Source organism: Microcoleus sp. D2_18a_B4 (assembly GCF_036702475.1).
Classification (GTDB): Bacteria; Cyanobacteriota; Cyanobacteriia; order Cyanobacteriales; family Microcoleaceae; genus Microcoleus.
Genome location: NZ_JAUBTL010000043.1, coordinates 26,879 through 44,147 on the forward strand (window position 1 = coordinate 26,879; position 17,269 = coordinate 44,147).

Annotated in this window: 19 protein-coding genes; 9 read left to right on the top strand and 10 right to left on the bottom strand. The window is 45.2% G+C overall.

The window, feature by feature from the left end:
* The first annotated feature begins 35 nt into the window (after nt 1-35).
* The 3 genes from QUB04_RS22230 (at nt 36) to QUB04_RS22240 (ending at nt 2,889) form a co-directional block, all read left to right on the top strand.
* Nucleotides 36-1,265 (top strand): clostripain-related cysteine peptidase, encoded by a 1,230-nt coding sequence (locus QUB04_RS22230; protein ID WP_333287671.1) that lies wholly within the window; start codon nt 36-38, stop codon nt 1,263-1,265.
* Between the two features lie 165 nt (nt 1,266-1,430).
* A complete protein-coding gene (locus QUB04_RS22235) occupies nt 1,431-1,796 on the top strand; it encodes a hypothetical protein (protein ID WP_333287674.1) in 366 nt (121 codons plus the stop codon).
* Nucleotides 1,797-1,914: 118 nt separating this feature from the next.
* Nucleotides 1,915-2,889, top strand: coding sequence for an Rpn family recombination-promoting nuclease/putative transposase (locus tag QUB04_RS22240; RefSeq protein WP_333287676.1), 975 nt, complete (start codon nt 1,915-1,917; stop codon nt 2,887-2,889).
* A gap of 97 nt (nt 2,890-2,986) precedes the next feature.
* Here QUB04_RS22240 and QUB04_RS22245 read toward each other — a convergent pair whose 3' ends face one another.
* The 8 genes from QUB04_RS22245 to QUB04_RS22280 form a co-directional block, all read right to left on the bottom strand.
* A complete protein-coding gene (locus QUB04_RS22245; protein WP_333287678.1) occupies nt 2,987-3,490 on the bottom strand; it encodes a DUF2243 domain-containing protein in 504 nt (167 codons plus the stop codon).
* Nucleotides 3,491-3,741: 251 nt separating this feature from the next.
* Nucleotides 3,742-4,017 (bottom strand): type II toxin-antitoxin system PemK/MazF family toxin, encoded by a 276-nt coding sequence (locus QUB04_RS22250; RefSeq protein ID WP_333287680.1) that lies wholly within the window; start codon nt 4,015-4,017, stop codon nt 3,742-3,744.
* Entirely contained in the window at nt 4,011-4,259 is a 249-nt protein-coding gene (locus QUB04_RS22255; protein ID WP_015174616.1) for an AbrB/MazE/SpoVT family DNA-binding domain-containing protein, read from the bottom strand. The genes QUB04_RS22250 and QUB04_RS22255 overlap by 7 nt, the downstream gene beginning before the upstream one ends.
* Nucleotides 4,260-4,380: 121 nt before the next feature.
* On the bottom strand, nt 4,381-4,605 hold the full coding sequence (locus QUB04_RS22260; RefSeq protein WP_333287682.1) for a hypothetical protein: 225 nt from the start codon (nt 4,603-4,605) through the stop codon (nt 4,381-4,383).
* Nucleotides 4,592-4,888 carry a hypothetical protein gene (locus QUB04_RS22265; protein ID WP_333287684.1) on the bottom strand — a complete coding sequence of 99 codons (297 nt, stop codon included), beginning with the start codon at nt 4,886-4,888 and terminating at the stop codon, nt 4,592-4,594. Before QUB04_RS22265 ends, QUB04_RS22260 begins: the two co-directional genes overlap by 14 nt.
* A gap of 17 nt (nt 4,889-4,905) precedes the next feature.
* The gene (locus tag QUB04_RS22270; protein ID WP_333107999.1) at nt 4,906-5,148 is read right to left on the bottom strand and encodes a YgiT-type zinc finger protein; all 243 of its coding nucleotides are present in this window, start codon (nt 5,146-5,148) and stop codon (nt 4,906-4,908) included.
* A gap of 12 nt (nt 5,149-5,160) precedes the next feature.
* Nucleotides 5,161-5,385 (bottom strand): hypothetical protein, encoded by a 225-nt coding sequence (locus QUB04_RS22275; protein ID WP_333287686.1) that lies wholly within the window; start codon nt 5,383-5,385, stop codon nt 5,161-5,163.
* 490 nt (nt 5,386-5,875) lie between these two features.
* Complete coding sequence (locus QUB04_RS22280; protein WP_333287688.1) at nt 5,876-6,994, bottom strand: formylglycine-generating enzyme family protein; 1,119 nt, start codon at nt 6,992-6,994, stop codon at nt 5,876-5,878.
* 361 nt (nt 6,995-7,355) lie between these two features.
* Between QUB04_RS22280 and ispG the strand changes: the two genes are divergently transcribed.
* Both ispG and ctpC read left to right on the top strand, forming a co-directional pair.
* The gene (gene ispG, locus QUB04_RS22285) at nt 7,356-8,576 is read left to right on the top strand and encodes a (E)-4-hydroxy-3-methylbut-2-enyl-diphosphate synthase (RefSeq protein ID WP_333287690.1); all 1,221 of its coding nucleotides are present in this window, start codon (nt 7,356-7,358) and stop codon (nt 8,574-8,576) included.
* Nucleotides 8,577-8,900: 324 nt separating this feature from the next.
* On the top strand, nt 8,901-10,256 hold the full coding sequence (ctpC, locus tag QUB04_RS22290; RefSeq protein ID WP_333287692.1) for a carboxyl-terminal processing protease CtpC: 1,356 nt from the start codon (nt 8,901-8,903) through the stop codon (nt 10,254-10,256).
* A gap of 385 nt (nt 10,257-10,641) precedes the next feature.
* Here the strand turns inward: ctpC and QUB04_RS22295 are convergent, their stop codons facing one another.
* Nucleotides 10,642-10,827, bottom strand: coding sequence for a DDE transposase family protein (locus QUB04_RS22295; protein WP_333287694.1), 186 nt, complete (start codon nt 10,825-10,827; stop codon nt 10,642-10,644).
* A 300-nt stretch (nt 10,828-11,127) separates the two neighbouring features.
* On the opposite strand from QUB04_RS22295, the gene QUB04_RS22300 reads away from it, so the two are divergent.
* Nucleotides 11,128-13,761, top strand: coding sequence for a heavy metal translocating P-type ATPase (locus QUB04_RS22300; RefSeq protein ID WP_333287696.1), 2,634 nt, complete (start codon nt 11,128-11,130; stop codon nt 13,759-13,761).
* Nucleotides 13,762-13,958: 197 nt separating this feature from the next.
* Here the strand turns inward: QUB04_RS22300 and QUB04_RS22305 are convergent, their stop codons facing one another.
* The gene (locus tag QUB04_RS22305) at nt 13,959-14,306 is read right to left on the bottom strand and encodes a hypothetical protein (protein ID WP_333146829.1); all 348 of its coding nucleotides are present in this window, start codon (nt 14,304-14,306) and stop codon (nt 13,959-13,961) included.
* A 105-nt stretch (nt 14,307-14,411) separates the two neighbouring features.
* On the opposite strand from QUB04_RS22305, the gene tmk reads away from it, so the two are divergent.
* From tmk to msrA, 3 genes are all read left to right on the top strand, one after another.
* Nucleotides 14,412-15,080, top strand: a complete 669-nt coding sequence (tmk, locus tag QUB04_RS22310; RefSeq protein WP_333287698.1) for a dTMP kinase — start codon at nt 14,412-14,414, stop codon at nt 15,078-15,080.
* A gap of 272 nt (nt 15,081-15,352) precedes the next feature.
* Nucleotides 15,353-16,315: a DNA polymerase III subunit delta' gene (locus tag QUB04_RS22315; RefSeq protein ID WP_333287700.1), complete on the top strand. Its 963-nt coding sequence runs from the start codon at nt 15,353-15,355 to the stop codon at nt 16,313-16,315.
* Between the two features lie 39 nt (nt 16,316-16,354).
* Nucleotides 16,355-16,828, top strand: coding sequence for a peptide-methionine (S)-S-oxide reductase MsrA (msrA, locus tag QUB04_RS22320; protein ID WP_333287702.1), 474 nt, complete (start codon nt 16,355-16,357; stop codon nt 16,826-16,828).
* The last annotated feature ends 441 nt before the right edge of the window (nt 16,829-17,269 follow it).

Below are 17,269 nucleotides of genomic sequence, written 5' to 3' on the forward strand. Positions count from 1 at the left end.
AAAAAGCTGACGATCCTCAACCACGAGCAGAGAACGTGAAAAGAAGAAAAGCCATCAAATTGATAACAGTAAGTATTAGTTCTTTAATAGAGACAATATATTACTCGGAAGGCAAATATATGCTTGGAAGTACGGTCAAAAATCATTATGACTGGATATTACTATACTGGATGCCCTATGACAATAATCTCTCAATATTCGGACAACCAATTATTCAAATGCTAAGTAAAGGTGTAAAAAATGACAAGGTTTTGGTCGTAGTACAATCAGACTTTAGTGGCTCAGCACAAGTTTCTAGAAGCATCATTAGCCCAGGTAAAGTTGATACGCAATACTTAGAAACAGCAGATAGTAGTAGTGCAGAAGTCTTGAGTGAGTATCTGACTTGGGCACAATCTCAATTTCAAGCCAGACGCTGGGCTATTGTGTTTTTAGGTCATAGTGGAACGCTTATGGAAATAAGCCCCGACGAACATCCTACCTCCCCTTCAATTTTAGAAATTAGATGGATGAATCTTCAAAAAATAAATCAACTTATATTTAATTTCAACCAATCTGTAAAGGGAAATCTAGAATTATTATTTTTCCAAAATTGTAACAAAGGAAATATTGAAGTACACCATACCTTCCAAAATACTGCTAAGTATACGCTTTCATCTCAACTCCAACTGGGAGCGCCCAATTACTATTATGAGCAATCGTTAAGTTATTTAAGCGATTATCCCGACATTGATGGTTATCAGCTAGCTAAAAAGATTATGGATTATGAACCGCCTAATATGTACCATAGTTTGACATTAACTAACAATCATTATTTCCGCTACTTGCCTGAAAAAGTTAATGTTGTGATTGATTCTATTTTGCAAGCAGATATTGCGCCTGTGAAAGTTTTTATATCCTCAATTTTAGGGTCGGAAGTCAATTTTATCAGTAACAATACTGTAGTAGTTTATCGTAACTTTGGAGAAACCTTTGTTGATTTCGCAGATTTTTTACAAAAACTTACTCAATTATCAGGTGCGAGTCCGTCAGCTTGTAACGATTTACTCTTATTTTTAAATAATTTTCTCATTCAGAGAGTGCAACAGCATGGTGAATTACTTGACTCAAGAATTAGGCATAAGTATAAAAACTTATCAGGCTTAGGATTATTTTTACCTAGAAATCAGCAGAAACTGGAAAAGTATTTGTATTTATCGGTTTATTCAGACTTAAAGCTTGGAGAGCTTTTTGATGCCGTTGTATTCGAGACAAAAAAGAACTAAAGGTATTGGGGATATTTTACTTTCCCGACTTCACAGAAGCAGTCAGAGAAGTAAAACAAGAGCCAGCATTCGCTCCCAATTCCCACTTCCCAATGCTATAATATAAATAGCAGAATCAAAGCCCTGCTGCTAACCCCACACACAAGGTTATAGGAGTTAAGTCAAATGGCAAACAAACTCCAAGTTAATACACAGTCGATCGGCTACAGCGACTTTTACTGGAACCGCTTTAGTCCGAGAGTTGCGACTATCAGCAGCGTCCGCAACGCCAATCACTGGGACGGCGGATTTATCACCTATATTGCATTTCCCACAAAAGTAGAAGCTACAGCAGCAATGAAGTATTTGCTATTGCATCAAAAAGCTGCTGATGTCGATATGCGGAAAGCCAAGCGCATGAAAGCAAAAGGCATTCGGTGGGAACTCAAAATTCGGGGTTTAGCTTTTAATGAAGTGCTGAAGCTTGCGACGATGGATATAACTGGAAAGCTAGTGATGTCCGCTGCAGCTACTACTCAAGCCACAGGCTGATAATTGAAAAACTTCGTAGTTGCGCTAAGGGTGGTAAAGCGCAACTACCAACCTAAAAATCCCTAAAATATTGCATTTTCCTTCTTCCTTCTTCCCTCTTCCCTCTTCCTTCTCTAATATGCGTTTCATCAGCCCCAAAACAGACTTTGCCTTCAAAAAAATCTTCGCTTCTTCCGAACATCCAGAAATTCTCATCAGCTTCCTAAATGCAATGCTGTATAACGGAGAACCAACCATCCAAGAATTAGAAATAATTGACCCTTATTCAGCAGGAAGCGTTACAGGATTGAAAGACACTTACCTGGATGTCAAAGCCAAGATTACCGGCAACAAAACCGTGATTGTGGAAATGCAGGTACTCAACGTCGCCGCCTTTGAAAAACGGGTAGTGTACAATGCAGCCAAAACCTATTCTACTCAACTCAAAGCTGGAGAAGGTTATTTAAAGTTAAATCCAGTCATTGCTTTAACCATTACGGACTTTATCTTATTTGAAAACACCGAAAGACTAATCTCTAACTTTGAATTCACAGAAACCGAAGAAAAATTCGTCTATCCCAACTGCGAGTTAAAGTTAGTGTTTGTCGAGTTGCCGAAATTTAAAAAAGAATTGAACCAACTCGAAACTCTGCCGGAAAAATGGATTTACTTTATGAAAAACGCGCCCTCTTTGGAAGCAGTACCAGATACATTGGGGTCTGTTGAAGAGATTAATACCGCGCTGGGAATTGCCAACCGAGCAAATTTGACACTAGACGAATTGAATGATGTAGACAAGCGAGAAATGTTTATCCAAGACCAAATCGGGTCTGTGATGAAAGGGATAGAAATTGGTATACAACAGGGGATTGAACAGGGAATACAACAAGGAATCGAACAAGGAATCGAACAAGGAATCGAAAGGGGTAAAATTGAAGGGGAAATAGGACTAATTATGCGTCTCCTCGTGCGGCGGGTGGGTGAGGTTACACCGGAAGTTCAAACTCGCATCCAGGGATTATCTGCCGAACAGTTAGATGATTTGGGAGAAGCTTTGTTGGATTTTAGGAGTCAAGAGGATTTGATTGCGTGGTTGGAGTCGGCTGCTGGATGAACTGATGAGCTAAAAAGAGACTCAACGGTTGAAACGGTCGAGCCTCATCGGGGATTTTTAACGCGGATTTGGTATAATTCTCAATCTCTGCATTCATTTAAACTTTAGTATCTGCGGGAACTTCCCTCTGTACCAGCATCCAACCTAACAGCGCTAAACTAACTCCAAGACCGAGAAATCCTAAATCCCAAGCTAACTCGTTGATACCGGGTTTGACGTGGTGGATTCCCAAAATTTGATGGTCAACAATGCCTTCAACAAAGTCAAACAATCCAGCACCAATTAATATTGAACCGAAAAAAGTTGGAGTTGACAAAGGAACATCTTTGCGCTTCACAGCACTCCACAAACAGAAGATTCCCGCCACTGTTACCAACCAATCCGCAGCGTGAAACAATCCATCTCCGAGGGTATTTAATTCTAAACCGGCAACGGTAGCATCGGTTTTAACGCTGCTAAACATATGGTGCCACTGGAGGAGTTGGTGCAGCACAATGCCGTCAAAAAAGCCGGATTGACCGATACCGAGGAGAATTCCTGCGATAATTAGAGGTCGGCGGTTGTTAACAGCGGTGGCGGGTGAGTTTGTGCGATCGTCCAATGGAAAACCTCAGATTATTTAACTGCTGAGTCTGGGTCGGTGAAGGGATTTGCCAGTACATTTTTTAGTTTTGCTGGGGAGGAGGGGCGATCGCATCATCCGCGAGAGAGATTTCGGGATACTCTTGATGCTTAATGCCAACTACAAATCTAGTTTATAATTTGATTAACTATTCATCAACAGTCATATTCTCAAACAAAATAGGTTGAATTCGCCTCAAAACTTCCTCAATTATATCTGATCGACATTCACTAAGAAAACTTGCTTGCCTTGCGCGATAATCTTGCATAACGGAGTTGATCCGCCATAATTACACCTGTTATCGCTTCACCTTCTGGAATGGGAACATAAAACGGATTTTTGCGTTGTGTGTTGCTAATGGGACAGACGAACACAAACCCCATTTTTCGGTTAAATTTAGTTTGACTCACAACCAGTGCAGGTCTAGTCCCCATTTGTTCGTGTCCTGATTGAGGGTCAAAATTGAGGCGAATAAAATGACCTCGTTCGGGGATATAGTTTACCAAACTTCCTCTCCTTCTGGTTTTCCCCAAGAGACTTCTTCGCTAGATTCTATTTCGCCGGCCAATAATTCATCTAGGGTATACTTTGATATTTTATTATTTACAGGCTCTATGACCAGTTTCCCATTTTCTATGCTGCAAATTACTGAATCTTCGGCTTTAAGGTTGAGAAACTTTACTATGTAGTCTGGTATTGGCAAAGCCAAGGAATTACCTAATTTGCTGATGTGTATTTTTGCTGTCATACATTTGCGATTTTAACACTCAGGTTTATTTATTGTAACACAATATTGGGCGGGGCGGGTTTATTGAGATTGCTGTTTATAAACATAGAGGTTGGTGAACCCGCCCTTACATAACCTTTGTCTATGCAAATACTGCTTCTACGGCTTTCGGCAATGTGATCGGCACGAAATACGCGACTGGATACAAATAATCTTCACCTGATTCATCAATAACTCGGATCAATTGATGTTCCGCAGCGCGATTATCCGGTATTATTTGGTAGATTTTTCGTACTTCCAAGGATGCTTGATAGTCTTGATTGTTAATGCAAACTACAAATCTGGTTTCTAAGTTAAACTTCAACATATTTGCATAAAGTAGTCGGTTCAGAAGCAGTTAACTCTGTCAACAAAATCGTCCCCTCAGTTGTCAATTCCCATCTATCGCGAGGCGAACCTGTTTCTATATATCGCTGAACCAAGCCATCAGCAGCCAGTTTTTTTAAGACAACCATCATGTCAGGTTCTCGCGGTACATCTCGACGGGAAAGTGCTTTCGCGAGTTCGTACCAACTCCACTTTCCTTGACCTTTAGCTACTAATTCTAGCAGCACTAATTCAAGCTGGGTTAATTGAGTTAGGTTTTTCATTCTCTTTATTGTATAACTTATCCAACTCGAAAAGATTGCCCCATCGCTTGAAATTCTTGAGTCTCTTCTCGCTGTAGCTGCTGTCTAATTTTTGCAAATTTCCTAACTGTTTCCACAGAGTACAACCGTTCTCCACAGCTTAGGCAAACTTCAGCGGATACTTTTAATATAGCAGTATGCTTGCCGCCCCGTAAAAGTTTATCGACTTCTTTGATAACTATTTCACCGCCGCAAATTGGGCATTTTTCTACAGATAGCATTGTTAATTTATCCTAGGCAAATACGGCTTCTACGGCTTTCGGCAATGCGATGGGAACAAAATATGTAACTGGATACAAATAATCTTCGCCGGATTCATCAATAACTCGGATAAATTGATGTTCCGCAGCGCGATTATCGGGTATGATTCGATAAATTTTTCGCACTTCCAATGATGCTTGATAGTCTTGATTGTTAATGCAAACTACAAATTGTGTTTCTAAGTTATGCGGATTCATGCATCCTCCTATAAAATAGGACATACTCCGAGGCCTAGAAACCGGGTTTTTTACCGAATCTGCGGGCTGTAACGAAGTATTCTCGCAAAAAACCCGGTTTCTGACCACCCATGCGTCCACGACTATATTATTAATATTTCCGATAATTTCAAAGTTCATTCCACATCAAATATTAAACTCGATCTTTGTTAACTGTTACAACCCGCAAGTCGCTGGTAACATTTTAGCCCAGTCCGGTCAGTTCCCGGTATCGCAAACATAGAACTGGCGTGGTTTCGTGGAAAAAGTCGAGTTCACAATTTCTCATAAAAATCTGAAACGCTTAGATGTTACACTTTACAAGTCTCGGCGCGAGAGAAGAGACTAAATCAGGCTTAAATATTCCCCTTATTCTTAGTCCCCCTCTGCTGGGACGAAAGTTTGTGTAGGATCGATTTCAATCGCCGAGTAATAAAGTGCAAAAGGGGAGAGAAGAGCCCTCGCAGGAAAACTAGGACGAGGGAGAAACCGACGATACCGCAACGCGAAAACCCCTGTCCCTCCACCCATCGTCCTCCGAGGTCGAGTCGCGATAGGCACTACGGCAATAGAACGGATTGAGTTTCCAGGAACCGCCACGCAGCACACGGTATGAATTATCTCCGCCAGACTCCCAAGCAGTGCCATCAGCGGGCGCACCCCGATAATTGTCGTGCCACACATCTTGACACCACTCGAAGACATTCCCGTGCATATCGCAGAGTCCAAAAGCATTGGCAACCCCAAAACTTCCGACAGGAGTTGTTTCCTCTCGAAACGTTCCTTTGACGGCAGAACCATCCAAGTAGTGGCCATTATAGTTAGCGAAATCAGTATTAATCGTCTCCCCAAAATGAAACGGCCCAGTTGTGCCTGCACGACAAGCATATTCCCACTCTGCCTCACTCGGCAGCCGATAATTCCGTTTCGTTGCTTGAGAAAGTCGGCGACAAAACTCCACCGCATCTTCCCAATCAACCCATTCTAGAGGTCGATCTTCCCCTTTAGAATAGAATGGGCTAGACTGAAAATTGGAGAAGTCAGAGTCTAAATCTCGATCGATCCGAGGCAAAGTTGCTACTCTCTTCCACTGTGCCTGAGTAACCGGGAACTGCCCCAAAAAAAAGGGAGCAATAGCGACTTCGTGCTGCGGCCCTTCACAGTTAAATCGCATCTTCTCAGTTTCGGGGGAACCCATGCGGAACCTCCCTTTCGGAATCGCCACCATCACTAGATTTACACCATTCCCCAAATATTCACTAAAAAACTCAGCGTGTCCCTGATAGCGATAATTTTCTTTACCTTGTGCATCAACTGTGACTGTATCAAAAGTCAATTTCGGGGTTGCATAGTCATTGCGGGTATTGGCTGGATCTGGTTCAGGAGTCGCCGATTTTGGATGTTCTTGCTTTGACAGGGCAATTCTTTGAATTCCCTCAATAGCATCCATATCGTCACCAGGAGATGCAGCTAATACGCGAATCCACAACTGTTCTGCCAGTTCAAGATTTTTGTTAAGTTCCGCATTAATAGCATCAAGTTTCATTGTAGCAACATCATTTGTCACAATCCAAATTGTTTCATCTGGCATAAGTGTTTAATACTCCAAACTATCTAGATAATTGGGCTTGTCGGCGATCGCCCACAATAACTTTATATTCTACCTAAAATTTATCAACTGTTAAACAAGCCCCCGGATTCATCTGTGGAATGGGTATCTTGCCCGCCCTAAATGTTAAATTTTAATACTAAAAAATCGATCGCCCGATCGCCCAAAACTACATAATATGACTTACAAGTTCGTAGGCGTAAGCCGGGGCGTAGCCATCGTACTTTTATCAAAAACCCTAAATCCCAAAACCTCATTGCCCAAACAGGCCCTTTCTATGGCAACCTAAAAAACAGCAGACACAATTTTATAAACTCTAATTACAGAACACTCGCAACCAGTTATGCAAACTCTGCCGAACCCCACTAAAACCCTCACCACCGAACCAACCTTCGACACCACCATCAAACGCCGCAAAACCCGTCCAGTCCAAGTCGGTAGCGTCACCATCGGCGGTGGCTACCCCGTCGTCGTACAATCGATGATTAACGAAGACACCCTCGACATCGACGGTTCAGTCGCCGGAATTCGGCGCTTGCACGAGATTGGCTGCGAAATCGTCCGCGTCACCGTGCCCAGCATGGCCCACGCCAAAGCTTTAGCCGAAATCAAGCAAAAACTGCACGCCACCTACCAACCCGTGCCCCTCGTCGCCGATGTCCACCACAACGGCATGAAAATTGCCCTGGAAGTGGCCAAACACGTAGACAAAGTGAGAATCAATCCCGGACTTTACGTGTTCGAGAAGCCGAAAGCCGACAGAAGCGAATACACCGCCAGCGAATTCGCCGAAATTGGCGAAAAAATCCGCGAAACCCTGGAACCTCTGGTAATTTCCCTGCGCGACCAAGGCAAAGCTTTGCGAATCGGCGTTAATCACGGTTCCCTCGCCGAACGGATGCTTTTTACCTACGGCGACACGCCCGAAGGGATGGTAGAATCGGCCCTGGAATTCATCAAAATTTGCGAATCCCTCGACTTCCGAAATATCGTACTTTCCCTGAAAGCGTCCCGTGCACCCGTGATGGTTGCTGCTTACCGCTTGATGGTTCACCGGATGGACGAACTCGGCATGGATTACCCGCTGCATTTGGGCGTCACGGAAGCAGGAGACGGCGAATACGGCCGCATCAAATCCACCGCAGGCCTCGCACCGCTGCTGACTGACGGCATTGGCGACACTATCCGCGTCTCGCTGACAGAGGCCCCAGAAAAGGAGATTCCCGTCTGCTACAGCATTCTGCAAGCCTTGGGACTGCGGAAAACGATGGTTGAGTATGTCGCTTGTCCTTCCTGCGGTCGCACTTTGTTTAATTTAGAGGAAGTGTTACACCAAGTGAGAGAGGCGACGAAGCATCTCACCGGTTTGGATATTGCAGTAATGGGCTGTATTGTCAATGGCCCGGGAGAAATGGCTGATGCTGATTACGGCTACGTCGGGAAGCAACCGGGTTATATTTCGCTGTATCGGGGCCGGGAAGAAATTAAGAAGGTACCGGAAGACCGAGGCGTGGCAGAATTGATTGATTTGATTAAATCGGACGATCGCTGGGTTGATCCTTAATTGCTGTCGATCGTCCCTAGGGAGTGTTTTTAACCCGGAGATCCCCCCTAACCCCCCTTAGTAAGGGGGGGACAAGAGCGCTCAAAGTCCTGGTTAAGGGGGGACAATAACGCTCAAAGTCAACCCCTACTCCCCTTCTTAAGGGGGATTTAGGGGGATCGAGACTTTGATACAAACGAAAGAGATAGAGGGTTTCAGTCTTAAGTTGACACCGCAGAACTCGGCAAAGTTGAATAATATATGTACGCCAACTACGACCGGGCCTTGCCTGTGTTAGATTGAGCGTAATTATTCTGAACTCTTTTCGTCCCGCGCGTCAGACAAATGGTTATAACAAAACGAGGGCTTGTTCTAAGTGCAGCAGCAGTGGTACTCACTGCTGTAACTCTTGCGAACACTGGTTGCAGTTCTAAATCTCTGGCTTCTTTTCGGGGAAGCCCTAAAGAGTTGGTTGATGAAGTTTGGCAAATTATTGACAAAAGTTATGTAGATGGCACTTTTAACCAGGTTGACTGGAAAGCGGTGCGGAATGATTATTTGAACCGGACTTATACCAGCGACGACGAAGCTTACAAAGCAATTCGGGAAATGCTGAAGAAGCTGGATGATCCTTATACGCGGTTTATGGACCCTCAAGAGTTCAAGAATATGCAGGTTGAAACTTCTGGGGAACTGACAGGAGTTGGGATTCAGTTGACTCAAGATGAAGAAACTAAGAAGTTGACAGTGATTTCGCCGATCGAAGATACCCCTGCTTTTAGTGCTGGTATTCTGGCAAAAGATATCATTATTAAGATTGACGGCAAGAGCACAGAAGGCATGGATACGAATCAAGCGGTAAGTTTGATTCGCGGCCAGGTGAATACAGAGGTGACGCTGACGATTTTGCGGGGAAACAAGGAATTAGAATTTAAGCTGAAACGCGCTAAAATTGAAATTCATCCAGTGCGGAAGTCTGTGCAGAAAACCCCGATCGGAGAAGTCGGCTATATTCGCTTAAATCAGTTCAGTGCGAATGCTGCATCGGAAATGCGATCGGCAATTAAGGATTTGGAACAGAAAAAGGTAACGGGCTATATTTTAGACTTGCGTTCCAATCCCGGCGGGTTGCTGTACGGAAGTATTGAAATTGCTCGGATGTGGCTCAAAGAAGGTACGATCGTCTCCACGGTCGATCGAATCGGTGAGGCCGATAAACAAACTGCAAATAAGGCAGAGCTCACAGACAAACCGTTAGTTGTACTGGTAGACGGCGGTTCAGCAAGTGCTAGCGAGATTCTATCCGGTGCTTTGCAAGACAACAAACGCGCGGTTTTGGTGGGAACAAAGACCTTTGGTAAAGGTTTAGTTCAGTCAGTACGCGGCGTGGGAAATGGTGCCGGTTTGGCGGTGACAATTGCCAAGTATTTTACTCCCAAGGGCACTGATATTAACAAGGCCGGGATTGAACCAGATTTTAAGGTAGAACTCACCGACGCTCAAAAACAGGAATTGAGGCGCGATCGCGATAAAATTGCTACGACGGCCGATCCGCAGTACGCCAAAGCTATGGAAGTTTTGACAAAGCAAGTTACTGGTAAAACCGGGAACAATAAGGCGGAGGCGAAACCGAATGCTGCGCCACCTAAACCGAATGCGGCGCAGGCAAAACCGAGTGCAGCCCCTTCTAAATCTAAATAGAAAACCTGTGTAGGGTTTCAGTAAAAAAAAAGCATTCGGGGGAAGATTTACGGCTAAAAGCCAAGATTTTCAACTCGAATGCTTCGCTATTTTTGGCAATCCGTCAATGCGAGTCAATCGATTTTAGATTTTAGATTTTAGATTTTAGATTGAAGCATTGACCCCACGGATAAATTTGGGGGCTTGTATCCTGGATGCTTTCGGTCATATCAATTCTGGTTGCACTCCTTATGATATAGAGGACACGGCATTGCCGTGTCCCTACCGAAAATAATATTGTAGGGACACGGCACTGCCGTGTCCTAATTTTGGCTAATAATTCCGATGCTACCGGAAACGATATCACCTTAGCTTTCGCGATGCGGAGGAAAGTAATAGTAATTCGTCATTGCGGCTGGCATTTGCCGGCGCGAATTAATCCGATGCGGCGGGCGATGGCATCTTCGGGCGAATCGTAAGGGCCCCACTTTTCAATAATACTGGGGTTTTGTTCTTCGAGTTGCGCGAGCGGCAAAATTTCGCAATTACCGGCAGGACGTTTGATAATATAAAATTTGGGTGTTTCTGTCATAGCTAAATTCGTCAAATAAAAGCTGGATACTAACTAGGCAATTGGCTCATTATATCAAATAGGGAAACAGCACTACCGTGGCCAAGACGTGTCTTAGCATTAAACCCGCAGTCCGACATTGGTTTCAACCCCTGCCGGACTGCGGATTTAACCGCATGGAATTAATAAGAATTAAAAAAAACTAACACTTTCGGATGATGCCACAATATTTATCTATTATCAAAATATAGACATTTGTCTAAACAGTGCATAAAGCCCTTTCATAAGTGGCGAAATATTCTAATCAATACCAAAAAAACCATGCAATTTCTACCGAAAACAATCCCCGAAATTCAACCAGAAATCATACCAGTTAAAGAATCACCGCCAGAACTTGTTACTTTCGATGTCGGCGGGATGAAATGTGCCGGCTGCGCTAAAGCTGTGGAACGCCAACTCATGCAGTATTCAGGCGTAATTTCAGCTTGCGTTAACTTGGCCGTAGAAGTCGCGACTGTTGAGTGTCAACCGGGGGCTGTCGATGCAGAGGCTTTAGCGAAAAAGTTGACTGATAATGGATTTCCCTCTCAGTCTCGTTCTGGTGAAAATCAGCGGGAAGCAGAAGCGGCAACAATTGAACGGCGGGGGCAAGAAATTCGACAGCAAATCAAGCAATTGACGATCGCCCTTATCCTAATTATTTTATCCGGTTTAGGTCACGTACTCGGCACAAAAGCCCCAATTCTCAGCAATATTTGGTTTCACTGGGGACTCGCCACCCTAGCTTTGCTGCTACCGGGCCGCCCAATTATCGTTGATGGGTGCCGCAGTTTGTGGCGAAATGCACCGAACATGAATACTTTGGTAGCTTTAGGCGCTGTTACAGCTTACACCGCTAGCAACGCGGCGCTGCTGTTTCCACGGATGGGATGGGAGTGCTTTTTTGATGAACCGGTGATGCTGCTGGGCTTTATTTTGTTGGGCAAAACTCTCGAACAGCAAGCCAGACGGCGCGCTGCATCGGCTTTACAAGCTTTAATCGCATTGCAACCGGCGAAAGCCCGCTTAGTTGATTTTAAACTCGCGAGTTTAGATTTGCGATCGCAAGAATTGCCTTTAAACTCGACATCAGATGTCTACGATCCACAATACATTGAAATTCCAGCCGATCGCGTCCGAGTCGGAGAATGGCTGCAAGTTTTGCCAGGGGAAAAAATACCGGTAGACGGCGAAGTCTGCGAAGGCAAAACAACGATAGATGAGTCGATGCTGACTGGCGAATCAATGCCGGTTTTGAAGCAACCAGGAGATACAGTTGCGGCGGGAACTATCAATAAATCCGGGGCAGTTGTGATGCGCGCAACTCGCACCGGTAAGGAAACAACTGTAGCTCAAATGGTGGCTTTGGTGCAGGCAGCCCAAACTCGCAAAGCGCCGATTCAAAATTTAGCTGATACTGTCGCGGGATATTTTGTGTATGGGGTAATGGCGATATCGGTTTTAACTTTCCTATTTTGGTATTTTGCCGGCACTCATATTTGGCCTTCTGTGCTTTTAGGACAGGGGGCAATGGATATGGGACACGGGGCAATGGGCATCGGGCATGGGGCATCGGGCATCGGGCATCGGGCATTGGGCATGGGAAATGAATTGCCAATTATCCATTATCAATCGCCTTTGCTGTTAAGTTTGAAATTGGCGATCGCAGTTTTAGTCATCGCTTGTCCTTGCGCTTTGGGACTGGCTACCCCAACTGCAATTTTAGTCGGTTCTGGCATCGGGGCGGAGCGCGGGCTTTTAATTCGCGGTGGTGATGTTTTAGAACGGGTGCATCAATTAGATACGGTGGTTTTTGACAAGACTGGTACTCTGACAACCGGAAATCTCACACTCACAGATTATTTGCCGATTTTCCAGAATTCGGAGTGGGATTTGAACTCAGATATTAATGTTGGAAACAGGCAAGATGCCTGTTCCACAATTGATGGAGTTTCTGGCAACAGGCAAGATGCCTGTTCCACAATTGATGGAGTTTCTGGCAACAGGCAAGATGCCTGTTCCACAATTGATGGGGTTGCTGGCAGGGTTGACTCAAAACTGCTGCAAATTGCGGCGGCGGTGGAAAGGGGCGCTTGTCATCCCATCGCCGCAGCGATTTTGCTGGAAGCTCAACAGCAAGGTTTGCCGCTGCTAGCTGCTGAGGATTTCTGCACGGAACCGGGCTTGGGGGTTTCTGCTTTGGTGGAGGGCAGACGGGTGTTCGCGGGGAATGCTGAGTGGATGAAGGAGCAGGGGGTCGCTGTGGCGACGCAATTGTCGGGGTCTTTGGAAGGCAAAACGGCGGTTTACGTGGCTTCTGAGGGCGTTTTGCTGGGGGTAATCGGGCTAAAAGATACTCTGAGGCCGGATGCTAAGGCTGCGGTGGAACGTTTGCGGGGCATGGGATTGCGGGTGATGATGCTGACGGGGGATACGCCGTCTGCGGCGGCGGCGACGGCGCAGCAGCTAGATTTGAGGGCGGCTGATGTTTTGGCCGGGGTGCGGCCGGAGGGGAAGGCGAGGGCGATCGCGACTTTGCAAGCCCAAGGCTGTAAAGTGGCTGTGGTGGGGGATGGTATCAATGATGCGCCGGCTTTGGCTCAAGCTGATGTCGGTATCGGTTTGCACTGCGGCACTGATGTAGCAGTTGAAACTGCTCAAATTGTGCTGATGCGAAATGCTTTGATGGATGTTGTTGAGTCGATCGAGCTGGGGCGCGCTACTTTTAATAAGATTCGCCAAAATTTATTTTGGGCTTTTGGTTACAATACTCTGGGAATTCCGGTGGCTGCGGGTCTCTTGCTGCCTGCAACCGGAATTCTACTCAGTCCTGCGGCGGCCGGAGCATTTATGGCCTTTAGTTCTGTTAGCGTGGTTACAAATTCTTTGTTTTTGCGCCGGGGATTTCGAGCTTAAATTTAGGGATTGCATATAAAAGTCGGAGGCCATCGGTCATTAGCTAGAAACTAATGACTAATGACCTCATCCCAAGACGGATACAAGCCCCCCACACCAGGAGTCGAAACCAAAGAAGTTTCGACGTTAGTTCGAGGCCCCAGATTTATCTGTGGAGTCACTCTAAAATCTAAAATGTAAAATCGACTGACTGATGGCTACAGTGCCATACTTTCCAAGAGTCGCCAATTATTGTTGTTCATAACGGAACGACTCACTAGCTCGAACATTTGACGGCAGTGGTTGTTGGTTTGCAGGGGCAGTTCTTCGTTTTTAATCACGAAGTTCATGCGAACCTCTGAGTCGCTGGCCGTGTTTTTCTCAATTAGGACTTCTGCGGTGACAAGTTTGGCGATCGAAACTTGACCAGGAAGTTCGCGAGCCATGACGGAATCTCCTGTATTGTAGATAATATCAAGATTGCATGACTCTAAAATTTCAATCAGGGATTGACGTAGACGGTCGATCGGAACGGCAACGATAAAAAAACCAGTATAGCGAGCCATAGAAAACTCCAGCCGTGAGGCATTTAGACTTTATTATCATACCGAACCTAGAACCGATGTACAGAACAATATGGATTTATTTTATTCAAATGGGAAGTTAGGGCAATGAAGGGCAAACTTATCGTGTTTGAGGGGGTTGAAGGTGCCGGTAAAACTACGCAAATGCAGCGCCTGATACAGTTCCTGCAAGCAAGTTGCTTTCTCACAGTCCCGTTGGTGGCTACTCGCGAACCGGGGGGTACTGAGCTGGGAAGGGGACTGCGACATTTGCTGCTGAAACAAGATGGGGGCGAATCTGTATCCGACCGAGCAGAATTACTCATGTATGCGGCCGATCGCGCTCAACACGTCGAAACTTTTCTTAAACCCCAGTTATCTAAGGGAACGATTGTTTTATGCGATCGCTTTACTGACTCTACGATTGCTTATCAGGGCTACGGCCGCGGTCTTAATTTAAATTTAATTAAGCAGTTGAATGAAATTGCCACCGGCGGCTTGGAAAGCGATCTGACTTTGTGGCTGGATATTAATGTGGAGGAGGGTTTGGCGAGGGTAAGGGCTCGGGGAGGGTGCGATCGGATCGAGCAAGCGGATTTGAAGTTTCACCGCCTTGTGCAGCAAGGTTTTGCGGACTTAGCCGAGGAAAATAAATCTCGAATTGTCCGGATAAATGCCGATCGCCCTGAATATGAAGTCGCTCAGGAAATTCAAGCTCTTGTAACTCGCAGTTTAGAAGCTTGGGGATATTTAAATAATACCAATTCTGAAAAATAGCGCTAGATAATGTGTAGAGACACGGCAATGCCCTGTCCGGCTCCGGCCACTTACAATTTAACCTTCTTAACTCAAAACAATTATTTAGCAGTCCATTAAACCACAATAACCTTTTGGTATTATAGCAACCACCCCCAACGCTTAAGATGTTATTAATTGCTGACACCCTAGATTTTCATCCTTCATCCTTCATCCTGATATCCGTTACATCCGTTACATCCGTTACATCCGTTACAGAATCCGTTGCCGAACTTCCTTCTTCCTAAGCAAACATGAATTATTTTACATCATTAATCGGACAAGAGCGAGCAGTAGAATTGCTAACTCAAGCAGTCGAGCGAAACCGAATTGCTCCTGGTTATTTATTTGTCGGCTCTAACGGCATCGGCAAAAGTTTAGCAGCTCAGTGTTTCATCGAGCTTTTATTCTCAGCAAATATTCCCGAAACCCGACTAATAGCCTCCGTGCAAAATCGCGTGAGGCAGCGAAATCATCCAGACTTACTCTGGGTAGAACCAACTTACATGAACCAAGGCAAACGGCTTACGCCAAAGGAAGCAGAGGAAGCCGGTTTAAAGCGAAAAGCACCACCACAAATTCGCTTAGAACAAGTTCGAGAAATCGGTGATTTTCTCAGCAGACCGCCGCTAGAAGCTGCGCGTTCAGTCGTAGTTTTGGAACAGGCAGAAACAATGGGTGAGGGAGCCGCTAACGGCTTGTTGAAGACTTTGGAAGAACCGGGAAAAGCAGCCCTCGTTTTAATTGCTCCGACAGTGGAACTTTTGCTACCAACTTTGATTTCCCGTTGTCAAAAAGTCCAGTTTTCACGGCTGAATCCCGAAGCAATGGCACAAGTTTTGCAGCAAGCTGGATTCGCACAGATTTTGGAGCATTCCGAGGTACTGGGGATGGCTCAGGGCAGTCCTGGGGAGGCGATTTCTATTTGGCAGCAACTGCAATCAATACCCGATGATTTGCTGCAAAAGGTGAAGCAGTTGCCTCAAAATCTGCGGTCTGCTTTGGAATTGGCCAAGGAAATTGATAAAACTTTAGATACTGAATCTCAGTTGTGGTTAATCGATTATTTACAGCACTGTTACTGGCAGCAATTTTTGGCAGGGGGAATTAGTCGATCGCCCTTAGAGCCCTTGGAAAAAGCGCGACAATATTTGCTAAACTACGTACAGCCGCGATTAGTTTGGGAATGCACACTAATGGGAATATGTCAAGGATAATTTATTGCCAAGTTTGAACCCAATACGATGAGTAACACGATGGAAAAAGCCACATTTGCCGCCGGTTGTTTTTGGGGAGTTGAACACAAGTTTCGCGCGGTTGCGGGTGTCGTCTCGACTGCTGCGGGCTACACAGGAGGCCACTGGCCGAATCCCTGCTACCTCGACGTTTGCGCCAGAGTCACCGGTCACGCTGAAGCCGTGCTGCTAGAGTACGATCGATCGCAGGTGAGTTACGAAGCACTGCTAGATGTATTCTGGAACTGTCACGATCCTACCCAAGTCAATCGCCAAGGCCCCGACAGAGGCGAACAGTACAGGTCGGTGATTTTTTATCACAATTCCGAACAAGAAAAAGCCGCTCGCGCATCCAAACAAAAATTACAACTTTCCGGTAAATACGACAAAGATATTGCCACCGAAATCAAACCTGCTGGGGAATTTTATATGGCAGAGGATTACCACCAGCAATATATTGAGAAGAAGCGGCAGTCGTCAAAAGTTATTAGTTAAAAAGTAGGCAGATGCGACAAAAAAATAAAATATCTTAGGGGCGGGTAACGCAATAATATATACTAGCCACAGTTGATGATTAATGCAACACCCTGCCTCCCCCACGCCATGTTTATTTCCACCTACTCAGTAATAAATCATTAGTCATAAGATAGTGTTTGGTAGGGGCAATTCCCCCGTGCTAGCCCGATTATATGGGGATGCGACACAAATCTTAGCTTAGACAATTGCTAAAAGAATATAGATGCGAGGCGGGGAATGCCACTCTGAAGAAGATCGATCGCGTTTTAAACAGCTTGTTACGCAAGTCATGATTTTATAAAAATGCTGTAGCAGTTGGGCGCGTAAGACCCAAACAATTTTGCAATAAAGCCTAAATAAAGATTGGGCATTTATGTTTCAATTTTTTTGAGTAATCCCAGTTTTTGCGTCCGGGACTGT